This is a genomic window from Marmoricola endophyticus, assembly GCF_014644415.1.
In the GTDB taxonomy this organism is placed as follows: Bacteria; Actinomycetota; Actinomycetes; order Propionibacteriales; family Nocardioidaceae; genus Marmoricola; species Marmoricola endophyticus.
In genome coordinates this window covers 2,654,597-2,672,734 of record NZ_BMKQ01000001.1, presented here as the reverse complement: position 1 = coordinate 2,672,734, position 18,138 = coordinate 2,654,597, and the positions used below count along the sequence as shown (strand labels likewise).

Here is an 18,138-nt window from a genome sequence, read left to right as displayed (position 1 = left end):
GCGGCACGACGGCGAGTCACACTGGCCACAGGAGACTCTTTTGGCACCATGGCGCCGTGGCCAGACCCTCCGGTTCCCGCACCCTCCGCGGGCTGACGCTCCTCCTCGTCGTGCTGCTCGGGACGGCGGCCCTCGCCGTCGGCGTGCAGCAGGCGTCGGCGGGGCTGGTGTCCTCAGGTACGCGCGACACCGAGTCGCCGGCCGCCGAGGCGACGACGCCGAGCACGACCAGCGCGGCACCGAGCCCGGCCGCCGCACCGACGCCGAAGCCGTCGAAGGCCCCGACGACCCCCGAGACGCCGGCCGCCCCGAAGACCTCGGCACCGACGTCGGCCGACCCGACGCCGACGGCCACCCCCGCACCGGAGAAGGCGGCACCGCCGGCTCCGCTGCGCCGCGTGCTGGGGCCGGGCGACAAGGGCGACGAGGTCCGTGACGTCCAGGCCCGGCTGAAGTCGCTGCAGTGGTTCTCCGGCGACGTCACCGGCAGCTACGGCGACACCACGGCCGCGGCGGTGCGCGGCTTCCAGGACAAGCGCGGGTTCACCGTCGACGGAGTCGTCGACACCCGCACGCTGCGCCGGATCGAGCAGATGAGCCACACGCCGACGTACGGCGAGATGCACAACGTCGTCGGCTTCTCAGGCTCCACCGACCGGCCGCTGGACAAGCGCTGCACCACCGGCCGGGCGCTGTGCATCGACAAGACCGGCCGCACCGTCCGCTGGGTCGTCGACGGGAAGGTCCGCTCGGTGATGGACGTCCGCTTCGGCGCGTCGTACTCCCCCACCCGCGAGGGCCTGTTCTCCGTGCAGTCGAAGTCGCGCGACCACGTGTCGCGGCTCTACGGGTCCGCGATGCCGTTCGCGATGTTCTTCTCCGGCGGCCAGGCGGTGCACTACTCCTCCGACTTCGCCGCTCGCGGCTACGCCGGCGCCTCGCACGGCTGCGTCAACGTCCGCGACCGGGCCGGCATCGAGAAGCTCTTCGACCAGGTACGCGTCGGTGACAAGGTGATCGTGTACCGCTCGTGAGACTCAGTGGGAGCGCTCCCGTCACCTGGCCCGACCGCGCCGCGGTCGAGCGCTGGTGGACGCAGCAGCTGGCCGACCTGGACGCGCTCGAGGTCGGCGGCGACGGTGTGGTCCACATCCCCGATGCGTGGGGCCTGGGCGCCGAGGTGCGTCTCGTGTCCGGCACCCACCTGTCGCCCGGTGCGTCGTACGTCCTCCAGGGGCCGGCGCTCGCCGACACCCCACGGGTCACCGCCGACGTCGAGGGGTCGACCGGGTTCCGCACCGCACGCCTGGCGATGGCCGACGACTCCGGGCAGACGATGCAGGCGACCGTGGACGGGCTCGACCGGTCCGTCTCGGTGTCCGCCACCAGCACCCACCCCTTCCTGAGGGGCACCCTGGAGGTCCGCCCGGAGCCCGCCGCGCCGCTCGACCTCGACCTGCGGCTGCGCTGGCTCGGCGTACGTCTGCACGCAGAGGCCGTCGACGGCGTCCTCAGCCTGCAGCTCCGGCTGACCGCCCGCGGCCTGTGGTGGCCCCTGGTCGCACCGGCGATCGCGGTTCTCGGCCGGACCGACGGCGGCTCGATCCAGAACCTCGTCGAGGCGTGGGCCGGCGAGCTGACCGCCGTCGCCGAGGGCCGTGAACCGACCGTCTCGGACGGAAAGACCACGACCGCTCCCCGCGCCTCCCGCCCCCTCACCCGCGACGACCTCCGGCTCCGCTGGCTGCGCTCGCCGAGAACCCTCTGGAAGCACCTGCGCTCGGCACCGTGACCGAGGCCACGGCCGTCGCGCCGTCCGCGGAGTCGCGTGCGCACCCTGCCGGCCCGTAGGCTGAGAGCACAGCTCGTCACCGTTTCTCACCGCGAGCTGTCCGCACGTCGTAGCGAGCCTGCTCCGTGCGCGGCCCTCCGGTGACTTCCGGGTCGGGGTCCTGCGTGAGACCGACGAACGGATCCTCTCTTGTCCTCGCCCGACTTCGCCTCCCTCGGCGTGCCCTCCTCCCTGGTCGACGTGCTCTCGCAGCACGCGATCACCACCCCCACCCCCATCCAGGCAGCGACGCTGCCGGACTCCCTCGCCGGGCGCGACGTGCTCGGCCGCGGGCGGACCGGGTCGGGGAAGACGTACGCCTTCCTCCTCCCGCTCGTCGCCCGGCTGACCGCCTCGGCGAGGAAGACCCGCCCCGGCGCGCCCCGCGCCCTGGTCCTCGCGCCGACCCGTGAGCTGGTCGGGCAGATCGAGGCCAGCCTCGCCCCGCTCGCCGCGGCGGCCGGGCTGACCTCGCGGACCGTCTTCGGCGGCGTCGGTCAGCAGCCGCAGGTCAACGCGCTGCGCCGCGGCGTCGACGTCGTCCTCGCCTGTCCCGGCCGGCTCGAGGACCTGATCGGGCAGGGGCACTGCGACCTCGGCTCGATCGAGGTCACCGTGCTCGACGAGGCGGACCACATGGCCGACCTCGGGTTCCTGCCGGCGGTGAAGCGGCTGCTGGACAAGACGCCGCGGGACGGCCAGAAGATGCTGTTCTCGGCCACGCTGGACAAGCAGGTCGACGTCGTGGTCAAGCGGTACCTCGACCAGCCGCGGATCCACCAGGCCGACTCCGCGCAGTCCCCGGTCTCCACGATGAGCCACCACGTGCTCCAGGTCGACCGCGAGCAGCGGCTCCCGGTGCTGGTCGACCTGACCAGCGCGCCGGGCCGCACCGTGGTGTTCACCCGGACCAAGCACGGCGCGAAGGCGCTGGCCCGCCAGCTCAACTCCCGCGGCGTGCCGTCGGTCGACCTGCACGGCAACCTCAGCCAGGGCGCTCGTACCCGCAACCTCGACGCCTTCCACTCCGGGCGCGCCACGACGCTGGTCGCCACAGACATCGCCGCCCGCGGCATCCACGTCGACGACGTGGCCCTCGTGGTGCACGCGGACCCGCCGGTCGAGCACAAGGCGTACCTGCACCGCTCGGGACGGACGGCACGCGCCGGCAGCGAGGGCACCGTGGTCACGATGGCCACCGGCGAGCAGATGAAGGACGTCCGCTCGCTGACCAAGGCGGCCGGGATCAGCCCGACCACCACCCGGGTCCGCGACGACAACCACCCGCTGCTGGCCGAGCTCGCCCCGGGCGCGCGCGAGCTGGTGCCCGGCGGGCTGGCCGACGAGAAGCCGGCGGCGCCGCAGGGCCAGCGCGGTGGATCCGCCGGCGGCTCGGGCAACGGCGGTGGCGGCGGCCGCAAGCGCGGTCGCGGCAACCGGTCGCGCGGTGGTTCCGGCGGGTCCGGTCGTGGATCCGCGCAGGGCGGTGGCTCGCCGGGTTCCTCGCGCCCCGACGGCTCCGGCGGCGGACGTCCCCGGCGCAAGGGCAACGGCGGCGGCTCGAACGGCGGCGGCGGCAACGGCGCTGCCGGAGGAGGCAAGGGCCGACGCAGCGGCGGCGGCCGTCGTGGCGGCGGTTCGCAGACGGTGTACTCCACCAGCTCCGGTGGCCACTCCGCCGCCGGCTTCAGCTCGGGCCGACGCTGAGTCACCGCGTTGTGTGCTGGAGCGGTCGTCAGAGCGACCACTCCAGCACACGACTCGACCCGCTGCCTCTTGCCGAGGCCGTACCCGTCGGGGTGCGGGCGTACTCTCGCTCCTCGTGACTCCTGCGCCGCCCCGACTGGTCTCGCGCACCGTCGAGATCCCCGACCCGGGGGCGCTGCTCGACCGGCTGCCGGACACGGACTCGTTCGTGTGGCTGCGCGACGGCGAGGGCCTGGTCGGGTGGGGCCGGGCGGCGCAGTGCGACGCGGCCGGTGAGGACCGCTTCCTCGACGCCTCGGACTGGTGGCGCGGTGTCGTCGCCGCTGCCGACGTGGCCGACGAGGTCCGGGTGCCCGGCAGCGGGCTCGTCTGCTTCGGCGGGTTCGGGTTCTCCGGCGACCCGGGCGACTCGGTGCTCGCCGTGCCCCGCGTGGTCGTGGGCCGCCGCCACGGTGTCGCCTGGTTGACGACGACCGCACCCGAGGGCGAGTCCGCCGCGCTCCCCGACCTCGTGACCGCGTACGACCTGCCCGCGGCGCCGGTCGGCCTGACCACCGCACAGGGAGCGCTCTCCGACGAGGAGTGGACCGCCGCCGTCGCCGACGCGGTGGCCCGGATCGGCGCCGGCGACCTCGAGAAGGTCGTCCTCGCCCGTGACGTCGTCGCCACCGCGGCGGCGCCGGTCGACGTCCGCTGGCCGCTGCGGAGACTCGCACGGGACTACCGGCGCTGCTGGACCTTCCACGTCGACGGCTGGTTCGGTGCCACGCCCGAGATGCTGGTGCGTCGCGAGCGCGGGCTGGTCACCTCGCGCGTGCTGGCCGGCACCATCCGTCGTACGGGCGACGACGAGCACGACCTCGCGCTCGCCGCCACGCTGGCGCGGTCCTCGAAGGACCTCGAGGAGCACGAGTACGCCGTCCGCTCGGTGGCCGACGCCCTGGCGCCGTACTGCGACTCGATGAACCTGCCTGACGCGCCGTTCGTCCTCCACCTGCCCAACGTGATGCACCTGGCGACCGACGTCGCGGCCGTCGTGCACGACACCGGGGCAGGGGCCAACGCCCTGGAGCTGGCTGCGGCCCTCCACCCCTCGGCCGCGGTGGGCGGCACCCCGACCAAGGCGGCGGTGCGGCTGATCAGCGAGGTCGAGGGCATGGACCGGGGCCGGTACGCCGCGCCCGTCGGCTGGATGGACGGGTCCGGCGACGGTGAGTACGGCATCGCGCTGCGCTCGGCCCACCTCGACGGCGCCACCGTCCGGCTGTTCGCCGGCTGCGGCATCGTCGCCGACTCCGACCCGTCCGCCGAGCTGGCCGAGTCCGAGGCGAAGCTCGTCCCGGTGCGCGACGCGCTCCGAGGCGAGTAGCGCGCACACTGGGTGGCATGAGCAGCATCTCGCCGTTCGTGACCTTCCAGCCGGGCAGGGGCCAGAGCGCCGAAGCGGCCATGGACTTCTACCTCGCGCTGCTCCCGGGCAGCCGGGTGATCTCCGATCAGCGGTACGGCGCCGACGACCCGGGACCGGAGGGGTCCGTGCAGGTCGCCGAGCTCGAGCTGGCCGGGCAGCGGGTCCGGTTCAGTGACAGCTTCGTCGACCACGCGTGGGACCTCACCCCGGCGGTCTCGCTGTGGCTCGAGCTCGACAGCGGGGAGGAGCAGCGCCGCGTGCTCGACGCGCTCGCCGAGGGCGGCACGGTGCACATGCCGCTGGACGACTACGGGTTCGGCCCGTTCGGCTGGGTCGACGACCGGTACGGGCTGTCCTGGCAGGTCGCCGTCGTGGGCTGACCCGCCCGGCTCAGAGCTCGGCGCCGTCGGGCAGGCGGACGTAGTCGCCGATCCCCTCCAGGTACGCCGCCACGCGGTCATCGGTGAGCGCGAGCCCCACCTCGGAGAGGATCCGGTCGTGGACCGCGAGCGTGCGCGGCGCGCCGACCGCCTTGGCGTGCTCCATCACCTCCGCCAGCTTGGTCCACGGTGCGCTGACCGGCAGGCAGAACAGGTCGACGTCCTCACCGGGCAGCTCGAAGGAGTCGCCGGGGTGGAAGAGCGTGGTGCCGCCGGCGGAGACGACGTACCCGCTGTTGCTCGGCACCGGGATCGACTCGTGGATCACGGCGTGCCGCTCGCCGACCGCCCGGGCGGGGAGGCCGACGTCGAAGCTCTCGCCGGGCGCGACCACCGTCGTACGCTCCGCCACCGCCGGGGCGCCGACGCGGATCTGCGCGGCCACCCCCTCGACGGTGAACACCGGCGCGTCGGTGGCGGCGAGGTGGCCCAGGTCGAGGTGGTCGCCGTGCTCGTGGGTGATCAGGACGGCCGTGGCACCGTCGACCGCCTCGCGCTCGGTGAAGCCACCCGGGTCGATGACGATCACGTGGCCGTCGTGCTCGAGGCGGATGCAGGCGTGACCGAGCTTGGTGACTCTCATGCCTGCGACGATAGGCCGCCAGCGGCGCGCCCGCTCAGCCGGTGACCTGGTCGACGAAGCAGAACCGCCAGTCCTCGCCAGGCTCGGCCGAGCGCATCACCGGGTGCCCTGTGGAGTGGTAATGGCGGGTCGCGTGCCGGCCCGGGGAGGAGTCGCAGCACGCGACGTGGCCACAGGTGCAGCACATCCTCAGGTGCACCCAGGCGAGCCCTTCGTCGAGGCACTCGGCGCACTCTCCGGGGGTGTCGGGCGCGACGTGGCCGGTGTCGTCACGCAGGTGCTCGCAGCCGCCCTCGCCGACCACGCTGATCTCGGCGGCACGCACCCGGTCGCGCTCCCGCTCGCCGTACTCGAGCATCGACTCCTCGACGTCGAGCATGGACAGCACCGAGGTGACCACCTCGTGGGGCACCGTGCCGGAGCTGCGGACCTCGAGCACCTTCTCGCGCTCGGCGTCGATCATCTCCTGCCGCACCCGGGCGTAGATCTCGGTCGGGGTGTCCTCGTCCTTCGCACCGACGGACTCCCAGGCCGCGAAGTTCCGCCGCTCGAGCCGCTCCTTGATCTGAGCCTTGACGCCGTACTGGTCGCCACTCTCGTGCAGGTCCTTCAGGGACGACATCCCCGCCTGCGACGCCTGCTGGAGCAGGTTGGCCTTGGCCAGCGCGTCGGCGGCCGCCGACGGTCCCTCGACCTTCAGCCAGCGGGCGAGCGGTGGCAGGGTCAGACCCTGGAGCAACAAGGTGCCGGCCGTGACGAAGAACGCGATCAGCTGCAGGAGGTCTCGCGACGGCGTGTCCGGGGGGATGACGAACGCTGCCGCGAGGGTGACCACACCCCGCATACCGGCCCAGCCGAGGAGCGTCGTCGCCCCGTAGGTCAGTCGCTTGCCCTCGGGATCGGGTGAGCGCTGCAGCGCGAGCCGGGCGATGAACACCCAGGCCATCCGGACGACCACGACGGTGACCAGCGCCGCGACGCACACGATCCCGATTCGCCCCAGCCCGAGGTCGCCGTTGAGGGCTCCGTCGACGATGCGGTAGGCCTGCAGCCCGATCAGCAGGAACACCGCGCTCTCCAGCAGGAAGGAGATGCTCTGCCAGTTGGTGCGCTCCTGGATCCGTGAGCGCGCGGTCTGCAGCACCGGTGCACGGTGACCCAGCAGCAGGCCGGCGACGACGACGGCCACGACGCCCGAGCCGTGCAGCTCCTCGGAGATCAGGTACGACGCGAACGGCACCACGAACGACAGACCCGAGTCGAGCACCGGGTCGGTGATGTGGCGGCGCACCCTGCCGACCAGGGCGTAGATCGCGAGCCCGACGACGACGCCGACACCGGCGGCGACCGCGAAGTCCAGCCCGATCCCCAGCAGGGAGACGCTCGCGGTCGCGGCACCGATGGCGGTGTTCAGCGCGACCAGCGCGGTGGCGTCGTTGAACAGCGACTCGCCCTCGAGCATCGTCGTCACCCGGCGCGGCAGCCCGATCCGCCGGCCGATCGACGTCGCCGCCACGGCGTCCGGCGGGCCGACGACGGCCCCGATCGCGAAGGCCGCCCACCACGGCAGCGCCGGCACCAGCCAGTGCACGACCACGGCGACGACGCCCGTGGTGATCCCGACCAGCACCACTGCCAGCAGCAGGATCGGGATCCGGTTCGCGTTGAAGTCGATCAGCGAGGTCTGCTGGGAGGCGGAGTAGAGCAGCGGCGGCAGCAGGCCCAGCAGCACGACCTCGGAGGTCAGCTCGACGTCGGGGATGAAGGGGACGTAGGAGGCGGCGATCCCGACCACGATGAGCACCAGGGGTGAGGACAGCCCCAACCGTCGGCAGCCACCGGCGACCACCAGCACGGTGACCGCCAGCGCAACGATGCCGATCGCGATGTCCACGCCACGATTGTCCCAGCCCACGGGAGGCGAGCGCGACGAGTCTCGCCTACTGCTCGTCGACCAGCCCGAGCGCGCGCATCTGCGACTCCAGCGGCCCCGCGACGAGCACCTCGACGGCGCCCTCCTCGGCGGGGCGGGTGACCTGCTGGACGGCGCCGTCGCACCAGAACCACACGTCCGGGCTGACGGCGCCCGGCGCGGCGTGCTCGCGCCGCGCCACCTGCAGCAGCGTGGGGATGGCGGCGAACATCCCCTCCCCAGCGACGGGGTGGACCGCGACGACGTGCCGGTTCGGGACGACGAAGAGCACGCCGTTGGCCGGGGCCTCGACCAGGAAGTCCTCGCGGAGCAGGTGCTCCATCGTGAACACCCGGCTGGCGTTGAAGAAGCCGCCGGTGCTCAGCTTCACCTCCGAGGCCAGGTCGTCACCCACGGAGATCACGTGCTCGCCGCGCAGGCGGGAGAGGTTCGTCAGCGCCGCGGCCCGGACCCCGTCCCATCCCCCGAGCCGCTCGATGTCACGGGCGCCGGTGAGGGTCTCGACGTACTCCGGGTGGTCGATGCAGGCCAGCCCCATCAGCCCGTCACCGAGCGTGACGGCGGCGCCCGGCGCGGGCCGGGCGTCACCGGCGGCCCACAGCCGCAGGTGGAGCCGGTCGGCCACGCTGGCCAGCTCGCGCTGCTTGGGGACGGCGTGGGCGGTCACGATCCCCTGCACGTGCTGGTCGAGCAGGCCCCGCCACGCGCGCCGGTCACCGGCGGCGGCGAGGAGAGCGACGTTGGTCAGGCCGTAGCTGTGCCCGTCGCTGCCCCGCAGCTGCCCGTCGGCGTACGTGCACTCGAGCCCGTGCTCGGCGAACACCTCGCGCGCCAGCCGCGCGAACCGGTGGGCCACCACGGGGTCGGGGAACATCGGCAGGGCCGGGTCGGCCGGTACGTCACCGGCGCCGCGCGCCCGTCGACGGCGGCGCCTGCCGGCCCACGGTCGACGGGAGAGGAACCCCATTCCTCGACCGTATCCCCACCGAGGTGACGGTCAACCCCGCCCCGAGCCCGAGCCGCCGTCGGAGGGAGAGGCGCCGGTGAAGTCGAGGACCCCCGCGCGGCGGACGACGCGCAGCGGCCCCGGGAGGTCGACGCCCACCTGCCCGTGCCAGTCGGTCACCAGCCGGTCCAGCGCCAGCACGTGCACCCGGAAGAGGTCGGCCGTGGGCGAGCCGGCGGTGACCGCCGCGAGCCGCAGGACGCGGCGGCGTACGGCAGGGTGCAGCGACGCCAGCGCGTCCACGGCCAGGCCGCCCGGTACGGCCGCGCGGCCCAGCGCGTCGTCGGCGACGGCGTCGAGGTACGACGCGTCCTCGCGCAGCTGGTCGGCGGTACGCGCCAGAGCGGCGCCGACCCCCGGGCCGAGCTCGTCCTCGAGCAGCGGCAGCACGGTGCGGCGTACGCGGACCCGCGTGAAGCGGTCGTCGGTGTTGTGCGGGTCCTCCCACCACTCGAGACCCTCGGCGAGGCACGCCGTCTCGGTGTCGGCGCGGGTGACGTCGAGGAGCGGCCGTCGGAAGACCTCGAACGCGCGACGCATCCCCGACAGCGCCCGGCCGCCGGACCCCCGAGTCAAGCCCATCAGGACGGTCTCGGCCTGGTCGTCGCGGGTGTGCCCGAGGAGGACCGCCGAGGCCCCGAAGCGGGTCGCCAGCTCGCGGAGGACGTCGTACCTCGCCTCGCGGGCGGCCGCCTCCGGCCCCAGCCCGGCGGCGCTCACCGTGACGGCCACGACCACGGCCTCGTCGGCGCCGAGCGCGCGCAGCTGGTCGGCCGTCCGGTCGGCCTGGGCGGCGGAGCCCTCCTGCAGCTGGTGGTCGACGCAGACGCCGACGACCCGGCACGACGAGCCACGCCCCTCTACGACGGTCGCGGCCGCCAGCGCGAGGGAGTCGGCGCCTCCCGAGCAGGCGACGAGCACGGTAGCGCCCTCGGGGAGGTCGGCGAGGTCGGTACGGACCGCGAGCCGGACCGCCGCGACCGAGGGGTGCGGCCCGGTCATCCGTGCACGCGGGCCAGCCACGTCTCGGGGGCGTGGATCTCGGCCTTGGAGGGCAGCGTGGCGGGTTCGGTCCAGATCGCGTTGAAGCCGTCCATGCCGACCTTGTCGACGACCGAGCGGACGAAGACGGCGCCGTCGCGGTACTGCGCCATCTTCTGGTCCATCCCCATCAGCCGGCGCACGAGCCGGTCGAGGACGCCCACGCCCTTGCGGCGCTGGGTGAACTTCCGGCGGATCGCTCCCACGCTCGGGATGACCTCGGGGCCGACGCCGTCCATCACGACGTCGGCGTGGCCCTCCAGCAGGCTCATCACGCCAGTCACCCGGTCGATGACCTCGCGCTGCTCGGGGCTGGCGAAGATCTCGGCCAGGCTCATGTCCTTCGTCCCGCCGCCGATGATCTCGCGCGCCCGCCGGACCACCTGCCCGACCATCTCGGCCGGGTCGGTGCCGATGCCGTCGGCGAGCGCGCGCACCTGGTCGTAGAGGTGGTCGCGCAGCCACGGCACCGCGGTGAACTGCACCCGGTGGGTCTCCTCGTGCAGGCAGACCCAGAGCCGGAAGTCGGTGGCGTCGACGTCGAGGTCGCGCTCGACCTGGACGACGTTGGGTGCGACGAGGAGCAGCCGCCCCACGACGCTGCCGGGGTCGTCGACCGCCCCCGCACCGTGGAACGGGTCGAACTGGCCCAGCACCCTGCCGGACAGGAAGCCGAGCATCGCCCCGACCTCGGTGCCGGAGACGCGGGACCCCACGGCCCGCGCGACCCGGCCGGGGTCGCCGCGCTTCTCTGTGAGCCGGTCGACCAGCGGCGTGACCAGCTGGGCGAACCCCTCCAGGTTGGCCTCGATCCAGCCGGCGCGGTCCACGACGCGTACGGGTGCCGTGCCGGCCTCGGTGACCAGGCCGGTGTACGCGCGCACCAGCGGACTGGCGGTGGCCGCTCCCTGCCGCAGCTCCGCGACGGCCTCGGCGGCCTCGCTCGAGGAGACCTCGGGTCCCGGACCGGCCAGACGCGTGCCCACCCGCGCGGCCAGCTCCCAGTCGACCATCGACGGCTTGTCACTCATGGCACGACCCTACGGACCCGCACCGACCGCCCCGGTCCGCCGTGGGCATGTCCGCCTGGTACCTCACCGGGTCTCGACGTCGCTCGTCGCTGGCGCTCCTCACGGCTCGACCACCTACAGCTCGAGGTGGTCGAGCCCGAACCGAGCCCTGCGAGGGAGGACGTCGAGACCACCGCCAGCCGAACGGCGACCTCAGCCAGAGGCCGACGGGGAAGGCGAGGCCGAGGGCGTGGCAGACGTACCGCACCGGCAGGCACCGATCGCGGCGGCGACCTGGTCGATCCGCTGCCGGGCGAAGAGCTGGTCGGCCTCGGGGACCCGGTCGGCGATGGCGACGAAGGCCAGCACGTCGCCGGAGAGGTCGGTCGCGATGCCGGCCAGCCCGTGGACGCCGGTCAGCGTGCCGGTCTTGGCGTGCACCCGCCCGCGTCCCGCGGCCGGGCCGGTGTCGAAGCGGTCGGTCAGCGAGCCCGTGAACCCGGCCACCGGCAGCCCGGTCACCACCTCGCGCAGCGTCGGGTGGTCGTCCGAGGCGGCCGTACGGAGCACCCCGACCATCGTCTCCGGCGAGATCAGGTTGCCGCGCGACAGGCCGGAGCCGTCGAGGAGCCTCAGCCCGGCGGTCGGCACACCCAGCCTGCCGAGCACCTGGATCACGGCCTTCGCGCCGCCGCTGAAGGAGCCGCCCGTCCCCTCCGCCAGCCCCACCTGGTGGGAGACCACCTCGGCGGCGTTGTTGTCGCTGACCAGCAGCAGTCGCGACACGATCTGGCCCAGCGGCGGGGACTCGACGCGGGCCACCTCGGTCGCCCCCTGGCTCGCCGGCTGGCGTCGTACGTCCCCGGACACCGTGATGCCCGCGGCACCCAGGGCCTGACGGAACACCGTGGCGGCACGTGCGCTCGGGTCGTCGACGTACCCGCCGGCAGGGCTGCGCCCCTCGTCGACCCACAGCGCCGAGATCGGGGGGACGACGCCCTCCGGGACGTACGAGGACTCCCACGACGGGTCGACCCGCGGCCCGGTGAAGAGGCTGTCGTCGTAGCCGAGCGTGACGCGGGTGGTCCCGCCCTGCTTCAGCGCGGCGGCCGTACGGCGCGCCAGCGTCCCGACGTCCGCGTAGTGGGGGTACGTCCCCGCCTCGGGCGTGCCGGAGGCGAGGAACGGGTCGCCTCCGCCGACCAGCGTCAGCCGCGCAGGGGTGCCGGACGCCGCGGGCTCCTGCTCGACCCGGGTCGCGAACCGCTTGCCCGGACCGATCGCCTGCAGCGCGGCCGTCGAGGTGAGGAGCTTGGTGGTCGAGGCGGGCGTGAACGGCTGGTCACCGCGCTGGTAGACCACGCGCCCCGACGACAGGTCCGCCACTCGTACCGTCACCCGCCCCAGGCGCCGGTCGCCGAGCAGCGGGTCCAGCGCCTGCTTCAGGCGGGCGGCGGACGCGTCCCCGTCGTCCTGCCCCGCCGCGACGGCACGCGCCGGGGCGGTGCGCGGCAGGTCGAGGCCCGCGGGCGGGCGTACGGCCGCCGGCTCGGTCAGGGGGTCCGGGCTGCTGATCCCCAGCTTGTCGCCGAGCCGGAAGTGCCACGCCAGCCCGGCACCGACGACGAGCAGCAGGACCAGCGCCTCCGGCAGCAGCCACCACCGGCTGCGCCGCGTGGGCGTACGAGCCGCTCGCGCCTGGTGCTTGGCCTCGCGGCGCTCCGCGCGACGGGCCCGCCGCTTGCCCTTGGCCGGGAACGGCCGGTCGGTCGCGTCGTCGGGCGCCTGCGGCGCCTGGGACCCCTGGGACCCCGCGGGCTCGTCCGAGCGAGCGTGGTCTGCACCACTGTCGGCCACGAGATACCCCCTCCACTGGACGCGCCCGTGCCATTGTGCGCGAGACTGACCAGCGCGCGGCCACCGGCACCGTCCGGCCCGGCGCGCGCGGAACGTGATCGTCGCAGGCCCCGAGCGGGGCCTGGAGGAGAGGTGGAGACAGCCGTGGAGCTGGAGTTCGACGTCCTGGTGGAGATCCCCAAGGGGCAGCGCAACAAGTACGAGGTCGACCACCACAGCGGTCGGCTGCGTCTGGACCGGACGCTGTTCACCTCCACGCAGTACCCCGCCGACTACGGCTACATCGAGGACACCCTCGGCCAGGACGGCGACCCGCTGGACGCGCTCGTCCTGCTGCCCGAGCCGACCTTCCCCGGCTGCCTGATCCGCGCCCGCGCGATCGGGATGTTCCGGATGACCGACGAGAAGGGCGGTGACGACAAGGTCCTCTGCGTGCCGGTCAGCGACCCGCGCCAGGAGCACCTGCGCGACATCAGCCACGTCTCGAAGTTCGACCGGCTCGAGATCCAGCACTTCTTCGAGGTCTACAAGGACCTGGAGCCCGGCAAGTCCGTCGAGGGTGCGGAGTGGGTGGGTCGACCGCAGGCCGAGGCCGAGGTCCGCGCCTCGTTCGAGCGCGACGGTCACCAGCCGCCCCCGCCGCTCGACGACTGATCGCCTCCCGATCGGGTACGCCGTCGTCATGAGGACCCTCGACATCGACGGCGTCGGCCCGGTCAGCAGGATCGGCCTCGGCACCTGGCAGTTCGGCTCCCGAGAGTGGGGCTACGGCGACGACTACGCCGACCGGACGGCGCGTGACATCGTCGCGCGCGCGCTCGAGCTGGGCGTGACGCTCTTCGACACCGCCGAGGCGTACGGCTTCGGCAAGAGCGAGCGGATCCTCGGTGCGGCCCTCGGCGAGCGGCGCGACGAGGTGGCGCTGGCCTCCAAGATCATGCCGGTGGCGCCGTTCCCCAAGGTCGTCGTCAACCGTGCCCGAGCGAGCGCCAAGCGGCTCGGAGTCAGGCGGATCCCGCTCTACCAGGTGCACCAGCCCAACCCGGTCGTCCCGGACTCGGTGATCATGCCGGGGATGAAGACCCTGCTCGACGACGGCACCATCGGCGCGGCGGGCGTCTCCAACTACTCCCTCGAACGCTGGCAGAAGGCCGACTCGGCGCTGGGGCGCCCCGTGGTCTCCAACCAGGTCAGCTTCTCGCTGGCGAACGCCGGGCCGCTGGAGGACATGGTCCCGTTCGCGCAGGCCGAGAACCGGCTGGTGATCGCGTACAGCCCGCTGGCCCAGGGCCTGCTGGGCGGGAAGTACGGCCCCGAGAACCGTCCTCGCGACGTACGCCGGACCAACCCGCTGTTCGGCACGGCGAACCTCGCCCGCGCCCAGCCGCTGCTCGACGTCCTCCGCGACGTCGCCGGCACGATCGGCACGACGCCGTCGCAGGTGGCCCTCGCCTGGCTGGTGAACCTCCCCCAGGTCGTCGCGATCCCCGGCGCGTCGAGCATCGAGCAGCTGGAGTCCAACGTGGCCGCCGCCGAGCTGGACCTCGACGAGTCGGCGATGACGGCGCTGAGCGACGCCGCCCGCGACTTCACCCCGGTCGGCGCCGGCCGTACCGTCCTCGACGCGGTCAAGGAGCGGCTCGGCCGGTAGCCCGCCCACCGGGCAGTTCGAGCACGCTTCAGGACGCCGACCGGGTGCACGAAGTGCCCGCTCGGCGGCCGAGAGCGTGCGTGAGGTGCCCGGTCAGCCGTCGTGCTCGGGCATCCCCGACAGCGGTACGAGCATCTCGGCCTGCAGCAGCTCCTCGGGGATGCCGAACGCGTTCACGAGGTCCAGCGCGATCGGGCGGATCCGACGGCACAGCCGGCCGATCTCGCGGGTGACCGCCTTGGAGCGCTCGGCGGTCAACCGGCCGTGCTCCATGAACCAGCCCTTGTCGTCCTCGATCACCGAGAGCGCGTACAGGTCGCACAGCAACGTCATCGCCACACGGTGGGCGCTGTCCCCGGGCAGCTCCTCGAGCTTCGCCACGAAGGTCTCCAGCACCTCACGCTCCACGCTGGCCCGCGCGCAGGCGATGACGTGGTCCTGCACGCGGCTGAACACCACGACCGGTGGCATCTTGCGGTCCATGCCGCGCTTGAGGCGTCGGGCGGCGCCGGAGATCAGGTGCTCCTCACGCCAGCGCAGCATGGCCAGGTGGTACGACGGGTCGCGCAGCCCCGACTCGTCGTCGGCGGGGTCGTCGGAGCCCGGCAGCCAGTCCTTCACCCGCTCGAGCAGCGTGTGGGCCGACGTCCGCTCGACGACCGTCTCGACCGCCAGCTCGCTGACGAACCGCACCATCCCGAGCTGGTCGAGCTCCTCGAAGTTGGACTGGTAGTCGGTCAGCAGCCCCTTGGCCACCAGCTGCAGCAGGACGTGGTTGTCGCCCTCGAAGGTGGTGAAGACGTCGGTGTCGGCCTTGAGGGCGGCGAACCGGTTCGCCGCGAGGTAGCCGTTGCCACCGCACGCCTCGCGGCACTCCTGGATCACGTCGGTCGCCAGCCAGGTGCCCATCGCCTTGGTGCCCGCCGCCCGCGACTCGAGCGCGCGGCGCCGGTGCTCGGCCGCCTCGTCCCCGACCGGTGCCTGGGTCGAGAACACCTCGTGCAGCTCGGCGACCAGCGTCTCCTGGGCGAAGTGCATGGCGTACGTCCGCGCCAGCCGCGGGAACAGCCGCCGCTGGTGCATGCCGTAGTCGAGCAGCAGCTCCTCCTCGTCGGCCGACGGGTCACCGAACTGGCGTCGCATCAGCGAGTAGCGCACGGCCAGCACCAGCGCCACCTTGGCGGCGTTGATCCCGGCCCCGCCGACGGACACCCGGCCCTGGACCAGGGTGCCGAGCATGGTGAAGAAGCGGCGGGAGCGGTTCTCGATGTCGGAGGAGTACTCGCCGCCGTCACTGACGTCGGCGTAGCGGTTGAGCAGGTTCGCCCGCGGCACCCGCACGCCGTCGAACCAGATCCGTCCGTTGTCGACACCGCTCAGCCCCATCTTGGCGCCGTCGTCCTCGATCCGCACTCCGGGGAGGACCTTGCCCGCCTCGTCACGGATCGGGACCACGAACGCGTGCACGCCCTCGGACTCGCCCTTGATCACCAGCTGCGCGAAGACGACGGCGGCGTGGGCGTGGCAGGCGGCGTTGCCGATGTAGTCCTTGCGGGCGAGGTCGTACGGCGTGGACAGCACGAACTCCCCCGCCTCCGGGTCGTACGTCGCGGTCGTCCCCAGCTGCTGGACGTCCGACCCGTGCCCGGACTCGGTCATCGCGAAGCAGCCGAGCAGCTTCCCCGAGACCAGGTCGGGGAGGTACGCCTCGTGGTGCGCACGGCTGCCCAGGTGCAGGATCGCGCCGCCGAAGAGCCCGAACTGCACACCCACCTTCACCAGCACCGAGAGGTCCCCGAGCGCGAGGGTCTCGAACCCGGCGATCGAGGCGCCGATGTCGCCACCACCGCCGTACTCCTCCGGGAAGCCGACGCCGAGCATCCCGGTGGCGGCGAACTCTTGGACCACCTCGAGCACGCGCTCGCGGAAGTCGTCCGGGTCCATCTCGATCTGGTCGCGCAGCACCTCCGGGTGCTCGGCGAGGTGCTTGCGGGTCAGCTGCCGGATGTCGGCGTAGTGCCCGTCGAGGAAGGCGGTCAGCTCGGGGACGTCGATGCGAGGCGCGCTCGCCGGGTCGGCCATGGCTCCATCGTGCCGCACGCAGTCGTACGACGCCCCCACCCGCAGGTGACCTGCGAGTGGGGGCGTCCGCCCTGAGGGGGTGCTGCGGCTCAGCTCACCCGGCCGAAGTAGTTCGGCGGGATCCAGTAGTCGATCGAGTCGATCTCGACGTCCCGACCGGTGCGCGGTGCGTGCAGGATCTCGTTGTCGCCGATGTAGATGGCGACGTGGTGGATGCCGCCGGGGCTGCTGCCCCAGAACACCAGGTCCCCGGGCTCGAGCTCGCTGCGGGAGATGTGCTCGATGGCGGCGTACTGCGCTGCGGAGTTGCGCGGGATCGACTTCCCGCCCGCGGCCCACGCCTTCATCGTCAGCCCGCTGCAGTCCCAGGACGACGGCCCGGTGGCCGCCCACCGGTACGGGTCACCGATCTGGGCCTTGGCGAACGCGATCATCGCGTTCACGCTGCGCCCCGACGACGGCTTCGGAGCCGGCTTGGGCTTCGGAGTCGGCTTCGGAGTCGGCTTCGGAGTCGGCTTCGGAGTCGGCGTCGGGGTCGGCGTCGGAGTGGGTGTCGGCGTCGGGGACGTCTCGCCCTGTCCCGCGTCGTCACCACTGCTGGTGCCCTCGTCGGACCCGTCGCCGTCGGACCCGTCGCTGCGACCGGCTTCCCCACCGGTCGAGCCCTGAGTCTTCTCGCGATCGGCCTTCTCCTGGGCCGCCTTCTCCTGGGCCGCCTTCTCTGCCGCCGCCTTCTCCTGAGCGGCCTGCTCGTCGGCCTGACGCTGCAGCTCGGCCTCGTGAGCCGCCTGCGCCTTGGCCTCGAGCGCCGCCTGCCGCTGCTCGGCGAGCTGCCGGGAGACCCCCTGGGCCTGGGCCAGCTCGTCCATCAGCTGCGACTGCCGCGCGGCGATGGCGTCGTTGCGCGCCTGGGCCTTCGCCACGACCTGCTGCGCCGCGTCGCGGGTGCTGCGGGCCATCTCGGTGAGCTGCTCGGCCTCCCGCTTGGCGTCCGCCGCCGTGACCCGCGCCTTCGCCGCGGCCTGCCGGGTCGCGACGTACTGGTCGTAGGTGTGGTCCATGCTGGCGCCCGCGCCGGAGACCGCGCCGTAGCGGTCCATCAGCTTCTCGGCACCGTCGCCGGAGGTCAGCGCCTGCATCCGGTCCAGCGTGGCGCTGCTGCGGTAGCTCTGCGTGAGCATCCGAGCCATGTCGTCGCGCTGGTCGGTGGCCTTCTTCGTCGCCGACCGCTCCGCGGCGCGGGCCGCGGCGAGGTCGGACTTGGCCTGGCCGAGCTTCCAGCTCGCCGCGTTGTAGCGCTCCGCCGCGATCTCGGCCGCGACGCCCGTACGGTTCAGGTCGTCGTTGGCCTGAGCGAGGTCCGCCTGGATGGCCGCCACGTCGCGCTGCTTCCCCACAACGCGCTGCTGGGCCTGGGAGACGTCCTGCTGGGACGGCGGTGGATCGTTCGAGTCGGCCAACGCCGGCGGGGCTGCGGGGAGCAGCACCGCCAGAGCGGCCGCGGCGGCGAGGGCCGCCCTAGATGGTCGTTTCACCGAGGAACTCCTGTCTCGTGGCACATCAAGCGCCACAATGCGAACATCTTT

General features: G+C 73.3%; 15 protein-coding genes. 7 read left to right on the top strand and 8 right to left on the bottom strand.

Going from position 1 to position 18,138, the window contains the following annotated elements; genetic code table 11:
* Nucleotides 1-56 precede the first annotated feature (56 nt).
* From IEX42_RS13095 to IEX42_RS13075, 5 genes are all read left to right on the top strand, one after another.
* On the top strand, nt 57-1,034 hold the full coding sequence (locus tag IEX42_RS13095) for a L,D-transpeptidase family protein (RefSeq protein WP_229660850.1): 978 nt from the start codon (nt 57-59) through the stop codon (nt 1,032-1,034).
* Nucleotides 1,031-1,792, top strand: coding sequence for a hypothetical protein (locus IEX42_RS13090; RefSeq protein ID WP_188780163.1), 762 nt, complete (start codon nt 1,031-1,033; stop codon nt 1,790-1,792). The genes IEX42_RS13095 and IEX42_RS13090 overlap by 4 nt, the downstream gene beginning before the upstream one ends.
* A gap of 189 nt (nt 1,793-1,981) precedes the next feature.
* Nucleotides 1,982-3,538: a DEAD/DEAH box helicase gene (locus IEX42_RS13085; RefSeq protein ID WP_188780162.1), complete on the top strand. Its 1,557-nt coding sequence runs from the start codon at nt 1,982-1,984 to the stop codon at nt 3,536-3,538.
* Nucleotides 3,539-3,653: 115 nt separating this feature from the next.
* On the top strand, nt 3,654-4,907 hold the full coding sequence (locus IEX42_RS13080) for an isochorismate synthase (protein WP_188780161.1): 1,254 nt from the start codon (nt 3,654-3,656) through the stop codon (nt 4,905-4,907).
* Nucleotides 4,908-4,924: 17 nt separating this feature from the next.
* A complete protein-coding gene (locus IEX42_RS13075) occupies nt 4,925-5,329 on the top strand; it encodes a VOC family protein (protein WP_188780160.1) in 405 nt (134 codons plus the stop codon).
* Between the two features lie 10 nt (nt 5,330-5,339).
* On the opposite strand, the gene IEX42_RS13070 is transcribed toward IEX42_RS13075, so the two are convergent.
* From IEX42_RS13070 to dacB, 6 genes are all read right to left on the bottom strand, one after another.
* Nucleotides 5,340-5,972 carry an MBL fold metallo-hydrolase gene (locus tag IEX42_RS13070; RefSeq protein ID WP_188780159.1) on the bottom strand — a complete coding sequence of 211 codons (633 nt, stop codon included), beginning with the start codon at nt 5,970-5,972 and terminating at the stop codon, nt 5,340-5,342.
* Nucleotides 5,973-6,006: 34 nt separating this feature from the next.
* Entirely contained in the window at nt 6,007-7,866 is a 1,860-nt protein-coding gene (locus tag IEX42_RS13065; protein ID WP_188780158.1) for a Na+/H+ antiporter, read from the bottom strand.
* A gap of 46 nt (nt 7,867-7,912) precedes the next feature.
* Nucleotides 7,913-8,872, bottom strand: a complete 960-nt coding sequence (locus IEX42_RS13060; RefSeq protein WP_188780157.1) for a hypothetical protein — start codon at nt 8,870-8,872, stop codon at nt 7,913-7,915.
* A gap of 30 nt (nt 8,873-8,902) precedes the next feature.
* Nucleotides 8,903-9,913 carry a tRNA lysidine(34) synthetase TilS gene (gene tilS / locus IEX42_RS13055; protein ID WP_188780156.1) on the bottom strand — a complete coding sequence of 337 codons (1,011 nt, stop codon included), beginning with the start codon at nt 9,911-9,913 and terminating at the stop codon, nt 8,903-8,905.
* Nucleotides 9,910-10,983: an Rv3626c family coenzyme F420 biosynthesis-associated protein gene (locus IEX42_RS13050; RefSeq protein ID WP_229660849.1), complete on the bottom strand. Its 1,074-nt coding sequence runs from the start codon at nt 10,981-10,983 to the stop codon at nt 9,910-9,912. Before IEX42_RS13050 ends, tilS begins: the two co-directional genes overlap by 4 nt.
* Nucleotides 10,984-11,175: 192 nt before the next feature.
* Nucleotides 11,176-12,819, bottom strand: a complete 1,644-nt coding sequence (dacB, locus tag IEX42_RS13045; protein ID WP_188780155.1) for a D-alanyl-D-alanine carboxypeptidase/D-alanyl-D-alanine endopeptidase — start codon at nt 12,817-12,819, stop codon at nt 11,176-11,178.
* A 132-nt stretch (nt 12,820-12,951) separates the two neighbouring features.
* Between dacB and IEX42_RS13040 the strand changes: the two genes are divergently transcribed.
* Both IEX42_RS13040 and IEX42_RS13035 read left to right on the top strand, forming a co-directional pair.
* A complete protein-coding gene (locus IEX42_RS13040) occupies nt 12,952-13,473 on the top strand; it encodes an inorganic diphosphatase (RefSeq protein WP_444543241.1) in 522 nt (173 codons plus the stop codon).
* Nucleotides 13,474-13,501: 28 nt separating this feature from the next.
* A complete protein-coding gene (locus tag IEX42_RS13035; RefSeq protein ID WP_188780154.1) occupies nt 13,502-14,470 on the top strand; it encodes an aldo/keto reductase in 969 nt (322 codons plus the stop codon).
* A gap of 93 nt (nt 14,471-14,563) precedes the next feature.
* Here IEX42_RS13035 and IEX42_RS13030 read toward each other — a convergent pair whose 3' ends face one another.
* Entirely contained in the window at nt 14,564-16,552 is a 1,989-nt protein-coding gene (locus tag IEX42_RS13030; RefSeq protein ID WP_188780153.1) for an acyl-CoA dehydrogenase family protein, read from the bottom strand.
* Between the two features lie 89 nt (nt 16,553-16,641).
* On the bottom strand, nt 16,642-18,087 hold the full coding sequence (locus IEX42_RS13025; RefSeq protein WP_188780152.1) for a C40 family peptidase: 1,446 nt from the start codon (nt 18,085-18,087) through the stop codon (nt 16,642-16,644).
* Between the last annotated feature and the right edge of the window lie 51 nt (nt 18,088-18,138).

Bases quoted from the DNA above. Each gene is read 5' to 3' on its own strand.
- IEX42_RS13050 (WP_229660849.1), bottom strand. From the start codon at position 10,983: ATGAGTGACAAGCCGTCGATGGTCGACTGGGAGCTGGCCGCGCGGGTG.
- IEX42_RS13035 (WP_188780154.1), top strand. From the start codon at position 13,502: ATGAGGACCCTCGACATCGACGGCGTCGGCCCGGTCAGCAGGATCGGC.
- IEX42_RS13070 (WP_188780159.1), bottom strand. From the start codon at position 5,972: ATGAGAGTCACCAAGCTCGGTCACGCCTGCATCCGCCTCGAGCACGAC.
- tilS (WP_188780156.1), bottom strand. From the start codon at position 9,913: ATGACCGGGCCGCACCCCTCGGTCGCGGCGGTCCGGCTCGCGGTCCGT.
- IEX42_RS13075 (WP_188780160.1), top strand. From the start codon at position 4,925: ATGAGCAGCATCTCGCCGTTCGTGACCTTCCAGCCGGGCAGGGGCCAG.
- IEX42_RS13030 (WP_188780153.1), bottom strand. From the start codon at position 16,552: ATGGCCGACCCGGCGAGCGCGCCTCGCATCGACGTCCCCGAGCTGACC.
- IEX42_RS13060 (WP_188780157.1), bottom strand. From the start codon at position 8,872: ATGGGGTTCCTCTCCCGTCGACCGTGGGCCGGCAGGCGCCGCCGTCGA.